The organism is Ralstonia insidiosa (assembly GCF_008801405.1).
In the GTDB taxonomy this organism is placed as follows: domain Bacteria; phylum Pseudomonadota; class Gammaproteobacteria; order Burkholderiales; family Burkholderiaceae; genus Ralstonia; species Ralstonia insidiosa.
Genome location: NZ_VZPV01000002.1, coordinates 253,299 through 267,814, shown reverse-complemented (window position 1 = coordinate 267,814; position 14,516 = coordinate 253,299). Strand labels below are relative to the sequence as shown.

15 protein-coding genes are annotated in these 14,516 nt (G+C 65.0%); 8 read left to right on the top strand and 7 right to left on the bottom strand.

Translation table 11 applies throughout. The features are described 5' to 3' along the window. Positions 1 to 49 precede the first annotated feature (49 nt). Genes F7R11_RS17955 through F7R11_RS17940 form a run of 4 tightly spaced genes read right to left on the bottom strand, consistent with a single transcriptional unit; the run spans position 50 to position 2,870 of the window. A complete protein-coding gene (locus tag F7R11_RS17955; protein WP_064808976.1) occupies positions 50 to 754 on the bottom strand; it encodes a Crp/Fnr family transcriptional regulator in 705 nt (234 codons plus the stop codon). Beyond that, positions 747 to 1,382 carry a 2-hydroxychromene-2-carboxylate isomerase gene (locus tag F7R11_RS17950; RefSeq protein ID WP_064808977.1) on the bottom strand — a complete coding sequence of 212 codons (636 nt, stop codon included), beginning with the start codon at positions 1,380 to 1,382 and terminating at the stop codon, positions 747 to 749. The genes F7R11_RS17955 and F7R11_RS17950 overlap by 8 nt, the downstream gene beginning before the upstream one ends. Before the next feature lie 9 nt (positions 1,383 to 1,391). After that, on the bottom strand, positions 1,392 to 2,075 hold the full coding sequence (locus F7R11_RS17945) for a 3-oxoacid CoA-transferase subunit B (protein WP_064808978.1): 684 nt from the start codon (positions 2,073 to 2,075) through the stop codon (positions 1,392 to 1,394). A 30-nt stretch (positions 2,076 to 2,105) separates the two neighbouring features. After that, positions 2,106 to 2,870 (bottom strand): CoA transferase subunit A, encoded by a 765-nt coding sequence (locus tag F7R11_RS17940; RefSeq protein ID WP_064808979.1) that lies wholly within the window; start codon positions 2,868 to 2,870, stop codon positions 2,106 to 2,108. A gap of 242 nt (positions 2,871 to 3,112) precedes the next feature. Between F7R11_RS17940 and F7R11_RS17935 the strand changes: the two genes are divergently transcribed. Together F7R11_RS17935 and F7R11_RS17930 are read left to right on the top strand one after the other, a co-directional pair. Next, on the top strand, positions 3,113 to 4,333 hold the full coding sequence (locus tag F7R11_RS17935) for a cation:proton antiporter domain-containing protein (protein ID WP_082932980.1): 1,221 nt from the start codon (positions 3,113 to 3,115) through the stop codon (positions 4,331 to 4,333). Positions 4,334 to 4,371: 38 nt separating this feature from the next. Next, positions 4,372 to 4,926, top strand: a complete 555-nt coding sequence (locus F7R11_RS17930; protein ID WP_064808980.1) for an NADPH-dependent FMN reductase — start codon at positions 4,372 to 4,374, stop codon at positions 4,924 to 4,926. 433 nt (positions 4,927 to 5,359) lie between these two features. Here the strand turns inward: F7R11_RS17930 and F7R11_RS17925 are convergent, their stop codons facing one another. Then, positions 5,360 to 6,034 carry a hypothetical protein gene (locus tag F7R11_RS17925; RefSeq protein WP_064808981.1) on the bottom strand — a complete coding sequence of 225 codons (675 nt, stop codon included), beginning with the start codon at positions 6,032 to 6,034 and terminating at the stop codon, positions 5,360 to 5,362. Between the two features lie 311 nt (positions 6,035 to 6,345). Between F7R11_RS17925 and F7R11_RS17920 the strand changes: the two genes are divergently transcribed. Beyond that, entirely contained in the window at positions 6,346 to 7,068 is a 723-nt protein-coding gene (locus F7R11_RS17920) for a GNAT family N-acetyltransferase (RefSeq protein ID WP_021192859.1), read from the top strand. Positions 7,069 to 7,207: 139 nt separating this feature from the next. On the opposite strand, the gene F7R11_RS17915 is transcribed toward F7R11_RS17920, so the two are convergent. Together F7R11_RS17915 and F7R11_RS17910 are read right to left on the bottom strand one after the other, a co-directional pair. Further along, entirely contained in the window at positions 7,208 to 8,836 is a 1,629-nt protein-coding gene (locus F7R11_RS17915) for a COG3904 family protein (protein WP_064808982.1), read from the bottom strand. 155 nt (positions 8,837 to 8,991) lie between these two features. After that, positions 8,992 to 9,450 (bottom strand): FlxA-like family protein, encoded by a 459-nt coding sequence (locus F7R11_RS17910; protein ID WP_064809135.1) that lies wholly within the window; start codon positions 9,448 to 9,450, stop codon positions 8,992 to 8,994. A gap of 290 nt (positions 9,451 to 9,740) precedes the next feature. On the opposite strand from F7R11_RS17910, the gene F7R11_RS17905 reads away from it, so the two are divergent. The 5 genes from F7R11_RS17905 to F7R11_RS17885 all read left to right on the top strand — a co-directional run bounded on the left by F7R11_RS17905 (position 9,741) and on the right by F7R11_RS17885 (position 14,514). Then, the gene (locus tag F7R11_RS17905) at positions 9,741 to 10,562 is read left to right on the top strand and encodes an ABC transporter ATP-binding protein (protein ID WP_064808983.1); all 822 of its coding nucleotides are present in this window, start codon (positions 9,741 to 9,743) and stop codon (positions 10,560 to 10,562) included. Next, positions 10,546 to 11,376 (top strand): ABC transporter permease, encoded by an 831-nt coding sequence (locus tag F7R11_RS17900; RefSeq protein ID WP_082932981.1) that lies wholly within the window; start codon positions 10,546 to 10,548, stop codon positions 11,374 to 11,376. The genes F7R11_RS17905 and F7R11_RS17900 overlap by 17 nt, the downstream gene beginning before the upstream one ends. A 39-nt stretch (positions 11,377 to 11,415) precedes the next feature. Continuing rightward, positions 11,416 to 12,429 carry an ABC transporter substrate-binding protein gene (locus F7R11_RS17895; protein WP_064808984.1) on the top strand — a complete coding sequence of 338 codons (1,014 nt, stop codon included), beginning with the start codon at positions 11,416 to 11,418 and terminating at the stop codon, positions 12,427 to 12,429. A 20-nt stretch (positions 12,430 to 12,449) separates the two neighbouring features. Further along, complete coding sequence (locus F7R11_RS17890; protein WP_064809137.1) at positions 12,450 to 13,244, top strand: IclR family transcriptional regulator; 795 nt, start codon at positions 12,450 to 12,452, stop codon at positions 13,242 to 13,244. A gap of 82 nt (positions 13,245 to 13,326) precedes the next feature. Continuing rightward, positions 13,327 to 14,514 carry a CaiB/BaiF CoA transferase family protein gene (locus F7R11_RS17885; RefSeq protein ID WP_064808985.1) on the top strand — a complete coding sequence of 396 codons (1,188 nt, stop codon included), beginning with the start codon at positions 13,327 to 13,329 and terminating at the stop codon, positions 14,512 to 14,514. Positions 14,515 to 14,516: the final 2 nt, after the last annotated feature.

Sequence of the window (14,516 nt, the reverse complement as noted above, 5' to 3'; positions counted from 1 at the left end):
GCAGGTCGTTGCGCTGAATGAAGATTCCATAACAATGCGGCAGGTGTGATCAGGCGCCGTAGCTGCGCAGCCGATCGAGGTCTACCACCGTCACGCCGCCGTATTCCAGCCGTACCACGCCGTCTTTCTCCAGCGCCTTCAATGACTGGTTGGCCACCTGTCGCGTCATGCCGGAGAGCAGGCCGAGTTCTTCCTGCGTGATCTCCAGGTGGTCGCCCGCGCCAGGGTAGAGCACCGGATTGAATAGCGAGGCAATACACCGGGCCAGGCGCGGCGTGACATCGAGCAGGCGGTCGTATTCGAGCAGCGCCATGAAATGGCCAAGCCGCTCGTTGAGCTGCTTCACCAGGAAGCGGTTGAAGGCCACGCTGTTCTCGACCAGCCACATGAAGGTGGCACGTTCCATAAAGGCCATGCGCGTGTCGCGCAGCGCGACGATGTCGTAGCGGCGCGGCTCGTTTTTGAGCACCGTGCCCTCGCCAAACCAGCCGCCGGCCGGTACGCCCGTGAACGTGACGCTGCGCCCCTCGGGCGATACCGTGCCGATCTTGATCAGGCCCGTGACCACGCCCGTCCAGCTTTCCAGTAGCGTGTTCTTCGGGCAGATGCAGGCACCGCGCGCGTAGGTTTTTTCGACGATGCCGGCGCAGGCGCGGTCGGCCTCGTCGCCGGGCAGGTCGATCGACCAGGCAGCAATATGTGCAAGCCGCGCGCGGCTGATGCCGGGGCGCGAGTTGGTGTCGTGTTCAGCCACGTTGAATGCCTACCGGCAACGTGCTCACGCGCAGCACTTCGGCTGTGACAAGCCAATCGGTGGTAAGGCACTGCACGAACATGTCGGTTGCGTCTTCACCCCAGAACAGCTCGCCGTCGTGTACCAGCGTGGGCACACCAAATACGCCCAGCGCGATGGCCGCATCGGTGTGCGCACGCAGGGCGTCTTTCACGGCAGGCTGCTCAACAGCCGTCACGCCTTCGGGAAAGCCGACCGCCTCGCACAGCGCGGCAAAACCCTCGGGCGATGCGACATCGTTGCCATCCCGCCAGATGTGCCGGAACACCGCGCGCACGGCATCGAGCGAGCCATCCATCGCAAGCGTCAGCCGCAATGCCTTGATCGGGTTGAACGGATGCGCGGGCGGCATGCGAAACGGCATGCCAAGCTGTTGCGCGCGAAAGAGCGCATGCCGATACGTGAACACCCGCTTGGGTGCCATTTCTGCCGGGCCCTTCTGGCCCCAGTGGTTCAGCAGTGCGCCCAGCACAATCGGGCGTGGGCGGATGACGATGTCGTGCGCTGCCTGCAGCCGGTCGAGCTGCTCGAGCTGCAGGTAGGCAAACGGCGAGATGACATCGAAGAACCAGTCGACGGTGGTGGGCATGAACGTTCCTCAGGCCTCAAGCGGTATGGGCGTCTGCAGCAGCGGCGCCAGTGTGAAGGGGGCCGCCGTCATGGCGCGAATGTCGGCGAGTGTCGCATGCGAGAGGATTTCACGCAGCACGAGCCCCGCGTCGGTCACGTCAAACACCGCGTGCTCGGTCACGATGACCTTGACGCAACCCTGGCCCGTGAGCGGCAGCGTGCAGCGCGGCAGGATCTTCGAGTTGCCGTGCTTGTCGGTATGCGCCAGCGCGGCAATCACCTTGCGTGTGCCGTAGCACAGGTCCATCGCCCCGCCGATGCCGGGCCACCACTTGCCGTGACGATCGCACGCCCAGTTGGCGAGGTTGCCCAGCGCATCCACCTGCAGCGCGCCGAGGATGGTCACGTCGATGTAGCCGTTGCGCATCGCGCCGAGCGAGGTGGTGAGATCCATGATGGCCGCACCGGGTGGCAGCGTGATCGGCTCGCAGCCGGCGTTGGTAACGTCGCTGTCGATGGCGTCCAGCGCCGGGCGTCCGCCAAAGCCGAAGGCGCCGTTTTCAGTGTGGAAGATGACGCCAGCATCGGCATCCAGATAGTTGGCCGTGAGCGTGGGGATGCCCAGGCCGAGGTTGACGACTTCGCCCGCGCGCAATTCCTGCGCGCAGCGGGCGGCAATGCGTTGTTTGGGGTGCTCGGGCAGCGGCTGCATGGTGGTCTCCTTGTCCTTGGTGTCGGGCGATCAGGCTTGCGTGGCGGCCGGCAGGCGGCCGAGCTTGGTCCAGTGCTGCTTGTAGAACGCATGCTGGTCTTCCAGCGACAACCCTTGCACCACGGCGTTGACGAACACGCCCGGGCACCCCACGCGCTCGGGCGGGATCGTGCCCACCTCCACGATCTCGTTCACTTCGACGATGGTGTAATCGCCCGCCATGGCGATGTCGCGCTGGTTCTGCAGCGCCGTGCCGCGAAACTCCACGTTGCCGAACGTATCTGCGCGCCAGCCCTTGATGATCGACACGTCGGCGCGCAGGGGCGGCTCCACGAAGCACGTCATGCCATTCACGGTGAGCGTCTGCTTGGGGGCGCCACGCGCGGGGAACATCCCCGGCTGGTCGAGGATGCCCACGCCCACCGGCACGAGTGCGCCGCCCAGGCCCATCGCGCCCGCGCGCACTTTCTCGGCCCAGGTGCCCATCGGGAAGAATTCGGCCACGCGCACGCTGTCGCTCAGGTAAGCCTGTGTCGATTCATCCGTGGTGCCGACGTGCGTGCCGATGTACTCCGCCAACTGGCCCGAAGCAAACAGCCGGGCCTTGAGGAAGCCGCCGCGCAGGCCAGCCGTATTGGCGATGAGCGTGAGCTGGTTGACGCTGCTGGCGAGCAGCGCCTCGATGCAGCAGGCGGGCTCACCGGCGCCGACGAATTCGCCCAGCATCAGCCGGCTGCCGCTGCGGACGTGGGCAATGGCCTCGTCCACGGAAAGGACCTTGTTGGCGTAGCGCATGTGTTGTCTCCTGGTCTGCCCGGCGGGAGCGGGTCTGCGGCGCAGTGTAGGAGCGACATTCCGGCGGCGATGTCTTCTGCATGACATTTGCTTCGTAAGGTTTGCCAAGCCGCATCCCTTATAGTTGTGACGCAACATGAACAAATCGGCACCGCCGTTGTCGCACAAGGGCCCGCAGGCCCGATCCCGCTGTTCCGCTGGTCCACCCCGTCTTTCCATCCGCCCCAACTTCACAGGAACGCATGCACGTCGACACCCCGCTCATCTCCACCGTCATCGGTGGCCTGGTGCTGGCTTTCATCTTCGGCACCATCGCGCATCGGCTGCGCTTGCCGCCGCTGGTGGGCTATCTGGTGGCGGGAGTCGTTGCCGGGCCGTTCACGCCGGGGTTCGTGGCGGACCAGAGCCTCGCGCCGCAGCTGGCCGAGCTGGGTGTGATCCTGCTGATGTTTGGCGTGGGGCTGCATTTCTCGATGAAGGAGCTGTTGGCGGTCAAGTCCATCGCCATTCCGGGGGCGCTTGGGCAGATCGCACTCGCCACGCTGATGGGCATGGGGCTGGCGTGGCTGCTCGACTGGAACTGGGGCCCCGGGCTGGTGTTCGGGCTGGCGCTGTCGGTGGCCAGTACGGTGGTGCTGCTCAAGGCGCTGGAAGACCGTGGCATTGATAGCTCGCACGAAGGCCATATCGCCGTCGGCTGGCTGATCGTGGAAGACCTCGTGATGGTGGTGACGCTGGTGCTGCTGCCGGCGCTCTCGGGCGCGCTGGGCGGGGCGGGCAGCACGACCGTGGGCGCGTGGGACATCATCAAGGTGCTGGCCATCACGCTGGGCAAGGTGGTGGCGTTTGCCGCGCTGATGCTGGTGGTGGGCCGCCGCGTGATTCCGTGGATGCTGGAACGCATTGTCATGACCGGCAGCCGCGAGCTGTTCCGCCTGGGGGTGCTGGCGACCGCGCTCGGCGTGGCTTACGGGGCGACGGTGCTGTTTGGCGTGTCGTTTGCGCTGGGGGCGTTCTTTGCCGGCATGGTGCTGGCCGAATCCCCCTTCAGCCAGCGTGCGGCGGAAGAGTCGTTGCCGCTGCGCGACGCCTTCTCGGTGCTGTTCTTTGTGTCGGTCGGCATGCTGTTCGACCCGAGCGTGCTGGTTGACGACACCTGGGCGGTGCTGGGCACCGTGCTGATCGTGGTGGTGGGCAAGTCGCTGGCGGCGTTTGCGGTGGTGCGCGCCTTCGGCCATGCCAACCGCACGGCGCTCACGATTTCTGCCAGTCTCGCGCAGATCGGCGAGTTTTCGTTCATCCTGATTGGCCTGGGCATCAGCCTGGAGATCCTGCCGGTGCGTGCCCGTGGCCTGCTGCTGGCGGCGGCCATCCTGTCGATCCTGCTGAACCCGCTGATGTTCGGCCTCATTGATCGCCTGAACAAACGTGCCGCGCTGGCCGAGCCGGCGCGGGCGGAATAGGGCGCTACCCCTGAACCTTTGTCGAGCGAGGAGTCCTCATGAGCAATCTGACTATTGGTGTCATCGTCGGCAGCCTGCGCAAGGCGTCGTTCAACCGCCAGCTGGCGCACGCGCTGATTGGCCTGCTGCCAGCCGGCGCCACCGCCAAGATCATCGAAATTGGCGAGTTGCCGCTGTACAACCAGGATCTGGACGGCAGCCTGCCCGAGCCGGTACAGCGCTTCAAGGCGGAGGTGGCAGGGGTGGACGCGCTGCTGTTCGTCACGCCGGAATACAACCGCGGTATTCCGGGCGTGCTGAAAAATGCGATTGATTGGGGTTCGCGTCCGTACGGCCAGAGCGTGTGGGGCGGCAAGCCGGCAGGTATTGCGGGGGCGTCACCGGGGGCGATCGGTACGGCGCTGGCGCAGGCGCAACTGCGCAACGTGCTCTCGGCGGTTGGCGTGCAGATCGTGCCGTTGCCGGAGGTGTTCTTCCACTTTGCGGGGGAACCGTTCGACGCCCAGGGTGGGGTCACGGATGCACGAACGCGCCAGTTCCTGCAGGGGTTTGTCGATCGATTCGTCCAGTGGGCGGAGGCGAAGGGCGCCTGAGACGCGCCTGACGAACCCATCGACTTGAATACAAGGCCGGGCGGGAAGGGGTCCTGCTCGGCCGTTTTTGCTTCTGGGGCGGGGTCAGCCCGATTCGGGCTTTAGGCCAGGAAGGAGGCTGCGCTGATGAGCCAGCCTGCTGCGACGCAGCTTGCGATCCAGGCGGCCATGACGGCGCCAATGTCGAACCATTTCATGATTGTTCTCCTTACAACACTTGCATGGATGTCCAGGCAATCGATGTCTGGACAACTGGAGCGAAGTTTAGGTGTTGCAATGCGGGAGAACAATATGGTTCGGGGTGAACAGACTGTTCCAAAGGTAACAACAAATTTCAAAGCTTGCGTGGCGCGGCCTACGCTTGTGCACTAGCCGGTCGACGTTCGTGGAAGTGATGTTGCTGCGCAACAAAATCCACGGCTTTCAGCACGGCCTATTTCATGCGGAAGGTGGCGGCCACCGCTTCGGCAAAGCGGGATTCCTCGGCAAACGCGGGTTGGTTGTGCCCCGCCGCACCGAACACCCGCAGCAGATACACCGCACCGTTTCCAAAGAAGGCATAGCCCCGAACCATCGCGGTTTGGTTGTTGGCGGTATGCCACTCGCCTTCCCAGTAAATCACGCGGCGCTCGCCCAGCGCGCGTTGCGCGGGGGTTTTGCCGCGGATCAAGCGTGCGGCCCAGATGGGGCGGTCGCCATGCACGCGCGATTCCATATGGTTGAGCAGGATTGCCAAGTGGCGCGGGGGAATGCTCTCCAAATACTGCGGCGTGCCTTTTTCGAAATCGGATTTGCGCACCGTGACCAGACCAAAGCCCTCAGCGGGCGTCGCTTGTTGCGCAAACACCAGGCGTGACGGCCCGAATGGCGAGTTGATCGTCCCGGCAACCGAGGGGATGGGCGCGTCCTCGTTCAACTGAAGCGGCCCCCACGTGCGCGGCAGGGCAACGGTTGCATCCGTGTCAACGCGTACGGTGATCAGGTTGGCGAACTTGGGGCCAGCCAGCGCAGGGCTGCATGGCGCCAGGCAGGCAAGCGCAATCCACAGCGTGAAGGCATATCCACACCGGCCGTGCCGGCAAATCCACCCATTGAGCAATGGCGCCATGCGTGGGCTCCTGAAAGAAGACAGCTGGCCGAGGCGTTGGCCGATGAACGGTGCATCCGAATGCGGACGCGCGCTTGCCGTGCGGCAAAGCGCGTGCCCGCACCGTTTCCTGGCGCTGTCCTCCCCCGGTCCTCAACATATCGACGCATGCTGTTGAGCGCTATTGCCACGTAGCGGGGCGCCGAATGGACTAATCCACATCAGGCGCTGCCGACCGTGGTTCCATCGCGCTGAGGGGAGGGTGGCTCTTTTCACAGAACCATGAGATTCGGTACGGTCTGCCGTATTGATGTCCGCACCCATGGTTTCGTATGACTGCCACCACGCTTAACCCCTACCAACAACCCATCGGCAACGCCTTGCCGAACTGGAGCCCCCGGCCGCTGCCGCCGCATGTGCCGTTGGCTGGCCATTACTGCCGGCTGGAGCCGCTGGATGCCGCGCGCCATGCCGACGCGTTGTTCGAGGCCTTTGGCCACGCGCAGGATGGCCGCGATTGGACCTACCTGATGGAAGGCCCGTTTGCCGATGCCGGTGCGTTTCGTGCCTATATCGAGCGCATTGCGGCCAAGCGTGATCCGCTGCAGTACGCGGTGATCGACGCGCGCACCGATCGCGCGGTCGGCACGCTGGCGCTGATGCGCATCACACCGGATCATGGGGTGGTCGAGGTGGGTGCCGTCACGTTCTCGCCCTTGCTGCAGCGCACGCCGCTTTCAACCGAGGCGCAGTTCCTGCTGATGAAGCACGTGTTCGACGATCTTGGCTATCGCCGCTACGAGTGGAAGTGCGACACGCTGAACGCGCCGTCCCGTCAGGCCGCGCTGCGGCTGGGCTTCGAGTTCGAAGGCATCTTCCGCCAAGCGGTGGTCTACAAGGGGCGCAGCCGCGATACCGCGTGGTTTTCCATCATCGATGCCGATTGGCCCCAACTGCGCGCCGTGTTTGAACAATGGCTGTTGCCCGATAACTTTGACGCGCAAGGCCGTCAACGGGTGTCGCTTGCCGCGTTGCGCGCTGGCCAATCCGCGTGAGCGCTGTCCGACCAGTCGGATCCGCTCGGCCTGGCGCTCATGCGGATGGACGCTTGCCGCGTCCTGACAAGCAGGTGTGCCGGCAGCCTCTCTACTGAAGCGCTAGCCGTGCGCCGCCCGGCCCTCGGAAAGGAGGCGGTTACAAGTCTGGGGCAGACGTGGCTGCGTACATGCCGCGCAATGCGAGTGCGCGTTCAGCTTCCGGCAGGGCCAGGATGGAATGCGCGAAATGGATCAGGGCCTGGCAGCGCTCGGCGGGCGGCGTTGTGTGCCGCAGCGCGGGCAAGGTCAGCACACGCTGCTCCTGCAGTGGCAGGGCCGCTATGGCCAGTTGCAGCGCGGGCAGCGCTTGCGCGCGGGTGACGACGGGCACATGTTCCGGGTCTGCCGCCTGTACCAGATCGGAGAACAGGGTTTGCTCACGCGCGATCAGTGCACGCGGCAAGCGTGCGGTCGCGGCGACGGCATCGGCCGTGCCATCCAGGTAAGCGACACAGGCTTCGGGGCTCAGGCGTTGCAGTGCCTGGGCCTCGTCAATGGTCAGCTGCGCGTTGGCAAACAGCAGCACGTCTGGTGCGGTAGGAATGAGTGCGCGATACAGCTTGGCCGACTGGGTATGCAGCAGTGCCATGACCTCGGCGTCGCCGGCATTGCGCTTGAGGGCTTGCCACACGGTGTCGAGCAGGCGGTTGAAGTGCGCCGGGTACTTGCGCTCCAGTGCCGCATAGAGCGCGACGCTGCGCAGCTCGGCGGCCAACGCATCGCGCGAGGTGAACTGCGTGGTCATGGTTGCGTATTCCCCACCGGGTGAGGCGCGCGTGACGACATGGTTGTCCAGCAGCTCCTGTGGGCTGGGGAACCACATGTGGTCAAACGGCGTACCCTCCACGCGGCGGATGAACGCGTCGGGCAAGCCGGCGGCGGCATAGGCGCGCCATAGCTCGCTGTCGGTGGCGCCGGGCATCTGGTCATGGTCGGCGCCCACCGCACGCGGGCGATGGAAGCCGAGGCGAGCGCCTGGCGCAGCGGCGCGGTCCTCGCCCGCAAGAAAGGCGATCGTGCAGGCCGAAGCACAGGCGCGTTCCACATAGGTGCGCAGATGGTGGCGGCGAATGACATCGGCCACCAGCGCGCCTTCGCGCAGCCAGCCGCCCTCGGAGCGCAGTACGACAGCGGTGGCGTTGGGCGCGCGGCGCAACGCAGCTTCCAGCGCATCGGCTGCGCCGTCGTTCATCCCGCCGGTGAAGAGCACCGCGCGGCCGTCACGTTGTGGCACCACGGTAAAGGGCGACGCGGCTTGCTCGCCGAGCGCCGTGCGCAGGTGTGCCTGCAGGCGCGGCAGGTCATTGATGACACGTGAGCCTGTGCCGATGGCACCCAGCGCAATCATCAGTTTGGCAACGAACGGCCACAGGCTCGTCATCCCCGCTAGCCGGTTACGCGCCTGTTCTCGGTCGGCCGAACGCCATGTGCCGACCACCGCCCAGATCCACAGCATCACACCCAGTACGTAGATCAGCAGCAGCGCCGACGAGGCCGCGCGTGCCGGCGCATTGTGTGCCAGGGCGTGCGTGACGCCAGCACTCAGCGCCATCACACCAAATTGCATCAGCGCGGTGTGCAGCCAGTACGAGCGGACGAGGCTGTAGTCACCACGCCAGTGGCGGGCGAAGAAGTTGCGGGACGGCACGCGCGCCGGCTGTGGGTCGGCAGGCGCGTTCGGGTCTGTCGGTTGAGCGGGGGGAAGGGCGTCGCTGGCGGCGGTCATGCGGGTTCTCGATACCGCACCTATCGCGGCAGCGCGGCGATTGTCGCTGTTGCCGATGCAACCCGGCCTCCCCTCGTTGGGAGGGTGTGGCTGATGCGCGAAGTGGAGATCAGCAGGGGCGACATCAAAGCAGTGCCGCCGCCGAGCTGCTGCCGTCAGACCCTGACTGAAACCAGGGGAGGCTCTGCTGGTTCGATGGCTTCGGCGCTGGCCGGATGGGTTGCCTGGGCGGCTTTCTGCGCTTGCAGCCGGGCATCGGTCAATGACGACGAGCCGGTGACCTTGTCCGTCGTCCGTGCCTTGGCCGCGACTTCTGTCTGGTTGGAACTCGATTCGCTATGGCGGCTTTCGAGTTGGGTTTCGGCCTGCTCCAGACTCTTCTGGGCCTGCAGGCGTGCGATCTGCGCCTGCACGATCTGGATCTGCTGGCTCAGAAGCTGGGCCTGCTCTTTGGCTTGCTCGGCAGGCAGCCCTTGGTTGGGCAAATCCGCCATCGACTTCTGCAGGTTTTTGAGCTGGCGCTGCAGGCGTTCGATTTCTGTGGCCGAACTGCTTCCGCCGCCCGAGGCGCCGGTGCCCGCAGTGCTGGAAACGGAGGAGGAAGAGAGTTGCATCGCCATCTCGCTAGTCAGTACGTCCTTGAACGGGAGGCGGGCGGAAAACTTTAGGGCGGCTTAAAAATATTTCCCGCCATCCGGATTGTTCATGAATTCTATTAGATAGAACAATGTTCCTTCAAAAAGAACATTTATAGGAAAATTGGCGTCATTAGTGTGTGGAGTCCAGGGGTGTTCTGCTCGTTTACGGGTTTACGCGCCTTATTCTGGTTGATGTGGATGTATAAAATAGAACTATATTCCATCAAACAGAACGCACGGTGATCGGCGCGTTCAAGGAGACGCCCATGCTTTCCTCTTCCCAGGCCGCCAGCGGTCGGCTGCACGGCGGCCTGCCAGCGGTTCAGCTCAATCAGGTATCGGTACGGTTCGGCAGCTTCACGGCCGTGCAGGGCGTCGATCTGTCGATCGGTGAGGGCGAGTTCGTCGCGGTGGTGGGGCCCACCGGCTGCGGCAAGAGCACGCTGCTCAATGCCGTGACGGGGCTGCTCAAGCCGGCCGGCGGCACCGTCAACGTGTTTGGCGAGCCGCTGACCGGGCTGAATGGCAGTGCCGGTTTCATGATGCAACAGGACTCGCTGCTGCCCTGGAAGACGGCGCTGGACAACGTCGCGCTGGGCCTGGTGTTCCAAGGCATGCCGGTGGATGAGGCCCGCGAGCGTGCCCGTCCATGGATGAAGAAGGTGGGCTTGGCCGGCTTCGAATCGCGCTATCCGCACCAACTGTCGGGCGGCCAGAAGAAGCGCATCAGCATGGCGCAGACGCTGATCCTCTCGCCCAAGATCGTGCTGATGGACGAGCCGTTCTCCGCGTTGGACGTGCACACGCGCCACCTGATGCAGAGCGAGCTGCTGCGCCTGTGGCAGGAAGACCGCAAATCGCTGCTGTTCATCACACACGACTTGGAAGAGGCCATCGCCCTGGCGGACCGCGTGGTGGTGATGTCCGCCGGGCCCGCCAGCCGCCCGGTCGGCGATGTGGAAATCACGCTGCCGCGCCCGCGCAACGTGTCTGAAATCAATATGTCCGACGCGTTCATCCGCCTGTATCGCGAGATCTGGTCGATCCTCGGCACTGAAGTGGAGAAAAGTCATGCCGTCCAGCACTAACGTTGCGCCTGCCATGAGCACGCCGCGCGCGGGTCTCGCGCACAAGACCAAGATCCGCCTGTTTCAGCTGGCCGTGGTGGTGGTGCTGTTCGGCGCGTGGGAAGGCTTCGGCCGCGCGGGCGTGATCGATCCGTTCTACTTCTCAATGCCGTCGTCCATCGTCGCGCGCGTCTGGGAGTGGTTCACCGGCGGCGATATCTATACGCATCTGGCCATCACGCTGGCTGAGACGATTCTCTCGTTCGGCATCGGCACGCTGATGGGGATCAGCCTGGGGCTGTGGCTGGGTTTGTCGAAGTTGGCGGCTGAGGTGCTGGACCCATTCATCAAGATCGTCAACGCCATCCCGCGGATTCTGCTCGCGCCCATCTTCGTGATGTGGTTCGGGCTGGGGCTGACCTCCAAGGTGGCGCTGGGCGCGACGATGGTGCTGTTCATCACCTTCTTCAATACGTACCAGGGCGTGCGCGAGGTGAACCCGGTCATCCTGGCCAATGCGCGCCTGCTCAAGGCCAGCCGCATGAGCCTGCTGCGCCACGTGTACGTGCCGTCCGCCACGAGTTGGATTCTCTCCAGCCTGCGTGCCTCCGTTGGCATGGCGGTGATGGGCGCGATCGTGGCCGAGTACCTCGGTTCGTCCGCCGGCCTGGGCCACCTGATTGCGCAAGCCGAAGGCGTGTTCGATGCCACCGGCGTGTTCTCGGGGATCGTCGTGCTGTCCGCCTTCGTCATCGCCCTGGACCGCAGTGTGGATGCGCTCGAAGGCAAGTTGCTGGTGTGGCGCCCGAAGGCGGACCCCGAAGTTGGCACATGAGCCGGCGCCTGACCCAATACAACATCTACGGAGACAACCATGAGGCGATGGATTTCGGCCCTGCTGTGCGCGGCCGTCGCATGTGCAATGACGGCAGCCAACGCCGCCGAGCCGGAAAAGAAGGACGTGAGCCTGTCGGTCGGCTCGATGATCCTGAACTACATGCCGGTGCCGCTCACGCAGTCGCTGGGCAACTTCCAGAAGGAAGGTCTGAACGTGAAGGTGGAGAACTTCCAGGCCGGCGGCAGCAAGGCGCTGCAGGCGCTGATTGCCGGTTCGACCGATGCGGTGGTGGGCTTCTATGACCACACCATCCACATCCAGGCGCAGGGCAAGGACATCGTGTCGGTGGCGCTGCTCAACATCACGCCGGGCATCGTGCTGGCGGTGCGGCCCGACCTCGACATCAAGAGCGGCAAGGACTTGAAGGGCAAGAAGATCGGCATCACCGCGCCGGGCTCGTCCACGGACTTGTTCGCGCGCTACTACGCCATCAAGAATGGCCTGCAGGTGAATGACGTGTCGTACATCGCCGTGGGTTCGGGCGCGCCGGGCATGGTGGCGCTGGATCGCAAAGAGATCGATGCGCTGGTCAACTTTGACCCTGTGGCGAGCCTGCTGGAGAAGCGCCGCGCGGCCAAGTTCCTGGTCGACACGCGCACCGATGCGGGCTCCAACGCCGTGTTCGGTGGCCGCTACCCGACCGCCACGCTGTACGTCACGCGCGACTTCATGACGAAGAACCCCGAGACCGTGCAGCGCCTGGTGAACGCCTTCATCCGCACGCTCAAGTGGATCGACGCCAGTACGCCCGAAGCGATTGCTGACAAGATGCCCAAGGAGCAGCAGGTGGGCGGCCGCGATGTGTTTGTCGATGCGCTGCGGCACTCCAAGCCGATCTTCTCCAAGGACGGCTTGATGACGGATGCCGATGCCAAGGTGGCCCTGACGGTGCTCTCCAGCTACGACGAAAAGATCCGCAATGCCAAGATCGATCTGAGTAAAACGTACACTAACCGCTTCGTCGACCAAGCCTTGAAGACGGTCCAGTGAGCCGCCTTCCCAACATCGTCATGACTGCAGAACGCCAAACCACTCAGAACGAGACCACGTCCGCCGCCAATGAGGGCGATGCGGTTACGCCGGGGCAATCGGGTGTGGCTGCGCTGGACCGCGCGTTCTCGATCCTGTTCGCGTTCCGCCCGGGCGATTACGCGCTCACGCTGGCTGAGCTGGCCGCACGCACCGGGCTCTATAAGAGCACGATCCTGCGGCTGGCCGGCTCGCTTATCCAGCACCGCATGCTGTTCCGCCTGGAAGACGGCCGCTATCAGATCGGCGCTGCGCCGCTGATGCTGGGCGCGCTCTACCAGCGCAGCATGCGCCTCGCCGACGTGGTGCTGCCGCACATGCGCGCGCTGGCCGAGGCCACGGGCGAAGCGGTGTCGCTCTACATCCGCGAGCGCGACGTGCGTGTCTGCCTGCACCGCGTGGATTCGAACCATTCGATTCGCGACCACGTGCGCGAGGGCGATGTGCTGCCGCTGGAGCGCGGCTCTGGCGGGCGCGTGCTGTGCGCGTTCTCGGGCATGCAGGGCGCCACGTACGACGCGATCCGGCGCGATTATTACTACGTGTCGATTGGCGAGCGCGATCGGGAAACGGTCGGCATCTCGGTACCGGTGTTCGGTGCGCAGCAGGCGCTGCGCGGGGCGCTGTGCCTGGCGGGCCCGGCTTCGCGCATCGATGGGGCGCTACTGCAATCGTGGCGCGGCCCCGTGCTGGAGCACGCCGCGCAAATCACCTCCACGCTGGGTGGCGACCCCGCGCCGTTGCGCCACGCCGCTCAGCTCATCTCTAAACCCTAGGCTCCGCCAAGACGCCCAATACCTCCTGCATGGGTGAGAGGGGGCGAGGGGCGGAGCCGCTGTAGTTGTAGGAGTTGTGTTCATGGCTTTGCCTCTCGCGGGTTTGCGCGTGCTCGACTTGTCGAACGTGCTGGCCGGGCCGTTTTGCGGCTATCAGCTGGGCTTGCTCGGCGCAGAAGTCATCAAGGTCGAAGTGCCCGGCAATGGCGATCTCGCCCGCCGCCTGGGTGCCGATCCGGAACAGGCGCGCCGCAAGATGGGCGCCTCGTTTGTCGCCGTCAATGCGGGCAAGCAGTCCGTCACGGTCAACCTCAAGCACCCGGAAGGGCGCGCCATCCTGCTCAAGCTGGTGGCACAGGCCGATGCGCTGATCGAGAACTACCGCCCCGGCGTGATGGACCGCCTGGATCTCGGCTACGACGTGCTGCGCGAGGTCAACCCGCGCCTCGTCTACTGCGCTATCTCCGGTTTCGGCAAGGACGGTCCGTTGAGCGGAAGGCCCGCCTACGACCAGATCATCCAGGGCATTTCTGGCGTGATGAGCGTCACGGGCGATGATGAATCGGCGCCGCTGCGCGTTGGTTACCCGATCAGCGACACGGTGGGCGGCATCACGGCGGCGCTGGCCGTCACGGCTTGCCTGCTCGGCGCGCAGCGCACGGGCGAGGGTTGCATGGTGGATGTGTCGATGCTGGAGTCGACGCTGGCCACCATGGGCTGGGTCGTCTCCAATTACCTGAATGCCGGCGTGAGCCCGCGGCCGATGGGCAACCAGAACTTCACGGCCGCGCCGTCGGGCACGTTCCGCACGGGCGACGGGCTCATCAACATTGCCGCCAACGAAGACAAGCAGTTTGCCGCGCTGTGCCGCGTGATTGGCCATCCGGAACTGGTGACCGATGCGCGTTTTGCCGAGCGCCAGTCGCGCAAGGAGCACCGCCGCGCGCTTAACGATGCGCTGGAAGCTGCCTTGGCAGAGCGCCCGGCCGCTGAATGGGAGCCGCTGCTGATTGACGCCGGCGTCCCGGCAGGGCTGGTGCTCGACGTGCCCGGCGTGCTCGCGCATGAGCAGGTGACGGGGCGCGGCTTCGTCACCTCATTCCCGGAAGCCGGGCAGCACGTCACGCGTGCGGGCTTCCGGCTGTCGGGCGAAGACCCGTGCCCGCAGACGCCCGCACCGGCCCTATCTGCCCACACCGACGATTGGCTCGCCAAACTCGGTTATCGCCCAGACCAAATCGAAGCCTTGCGCGCTGAAGGCGCCATCTGACC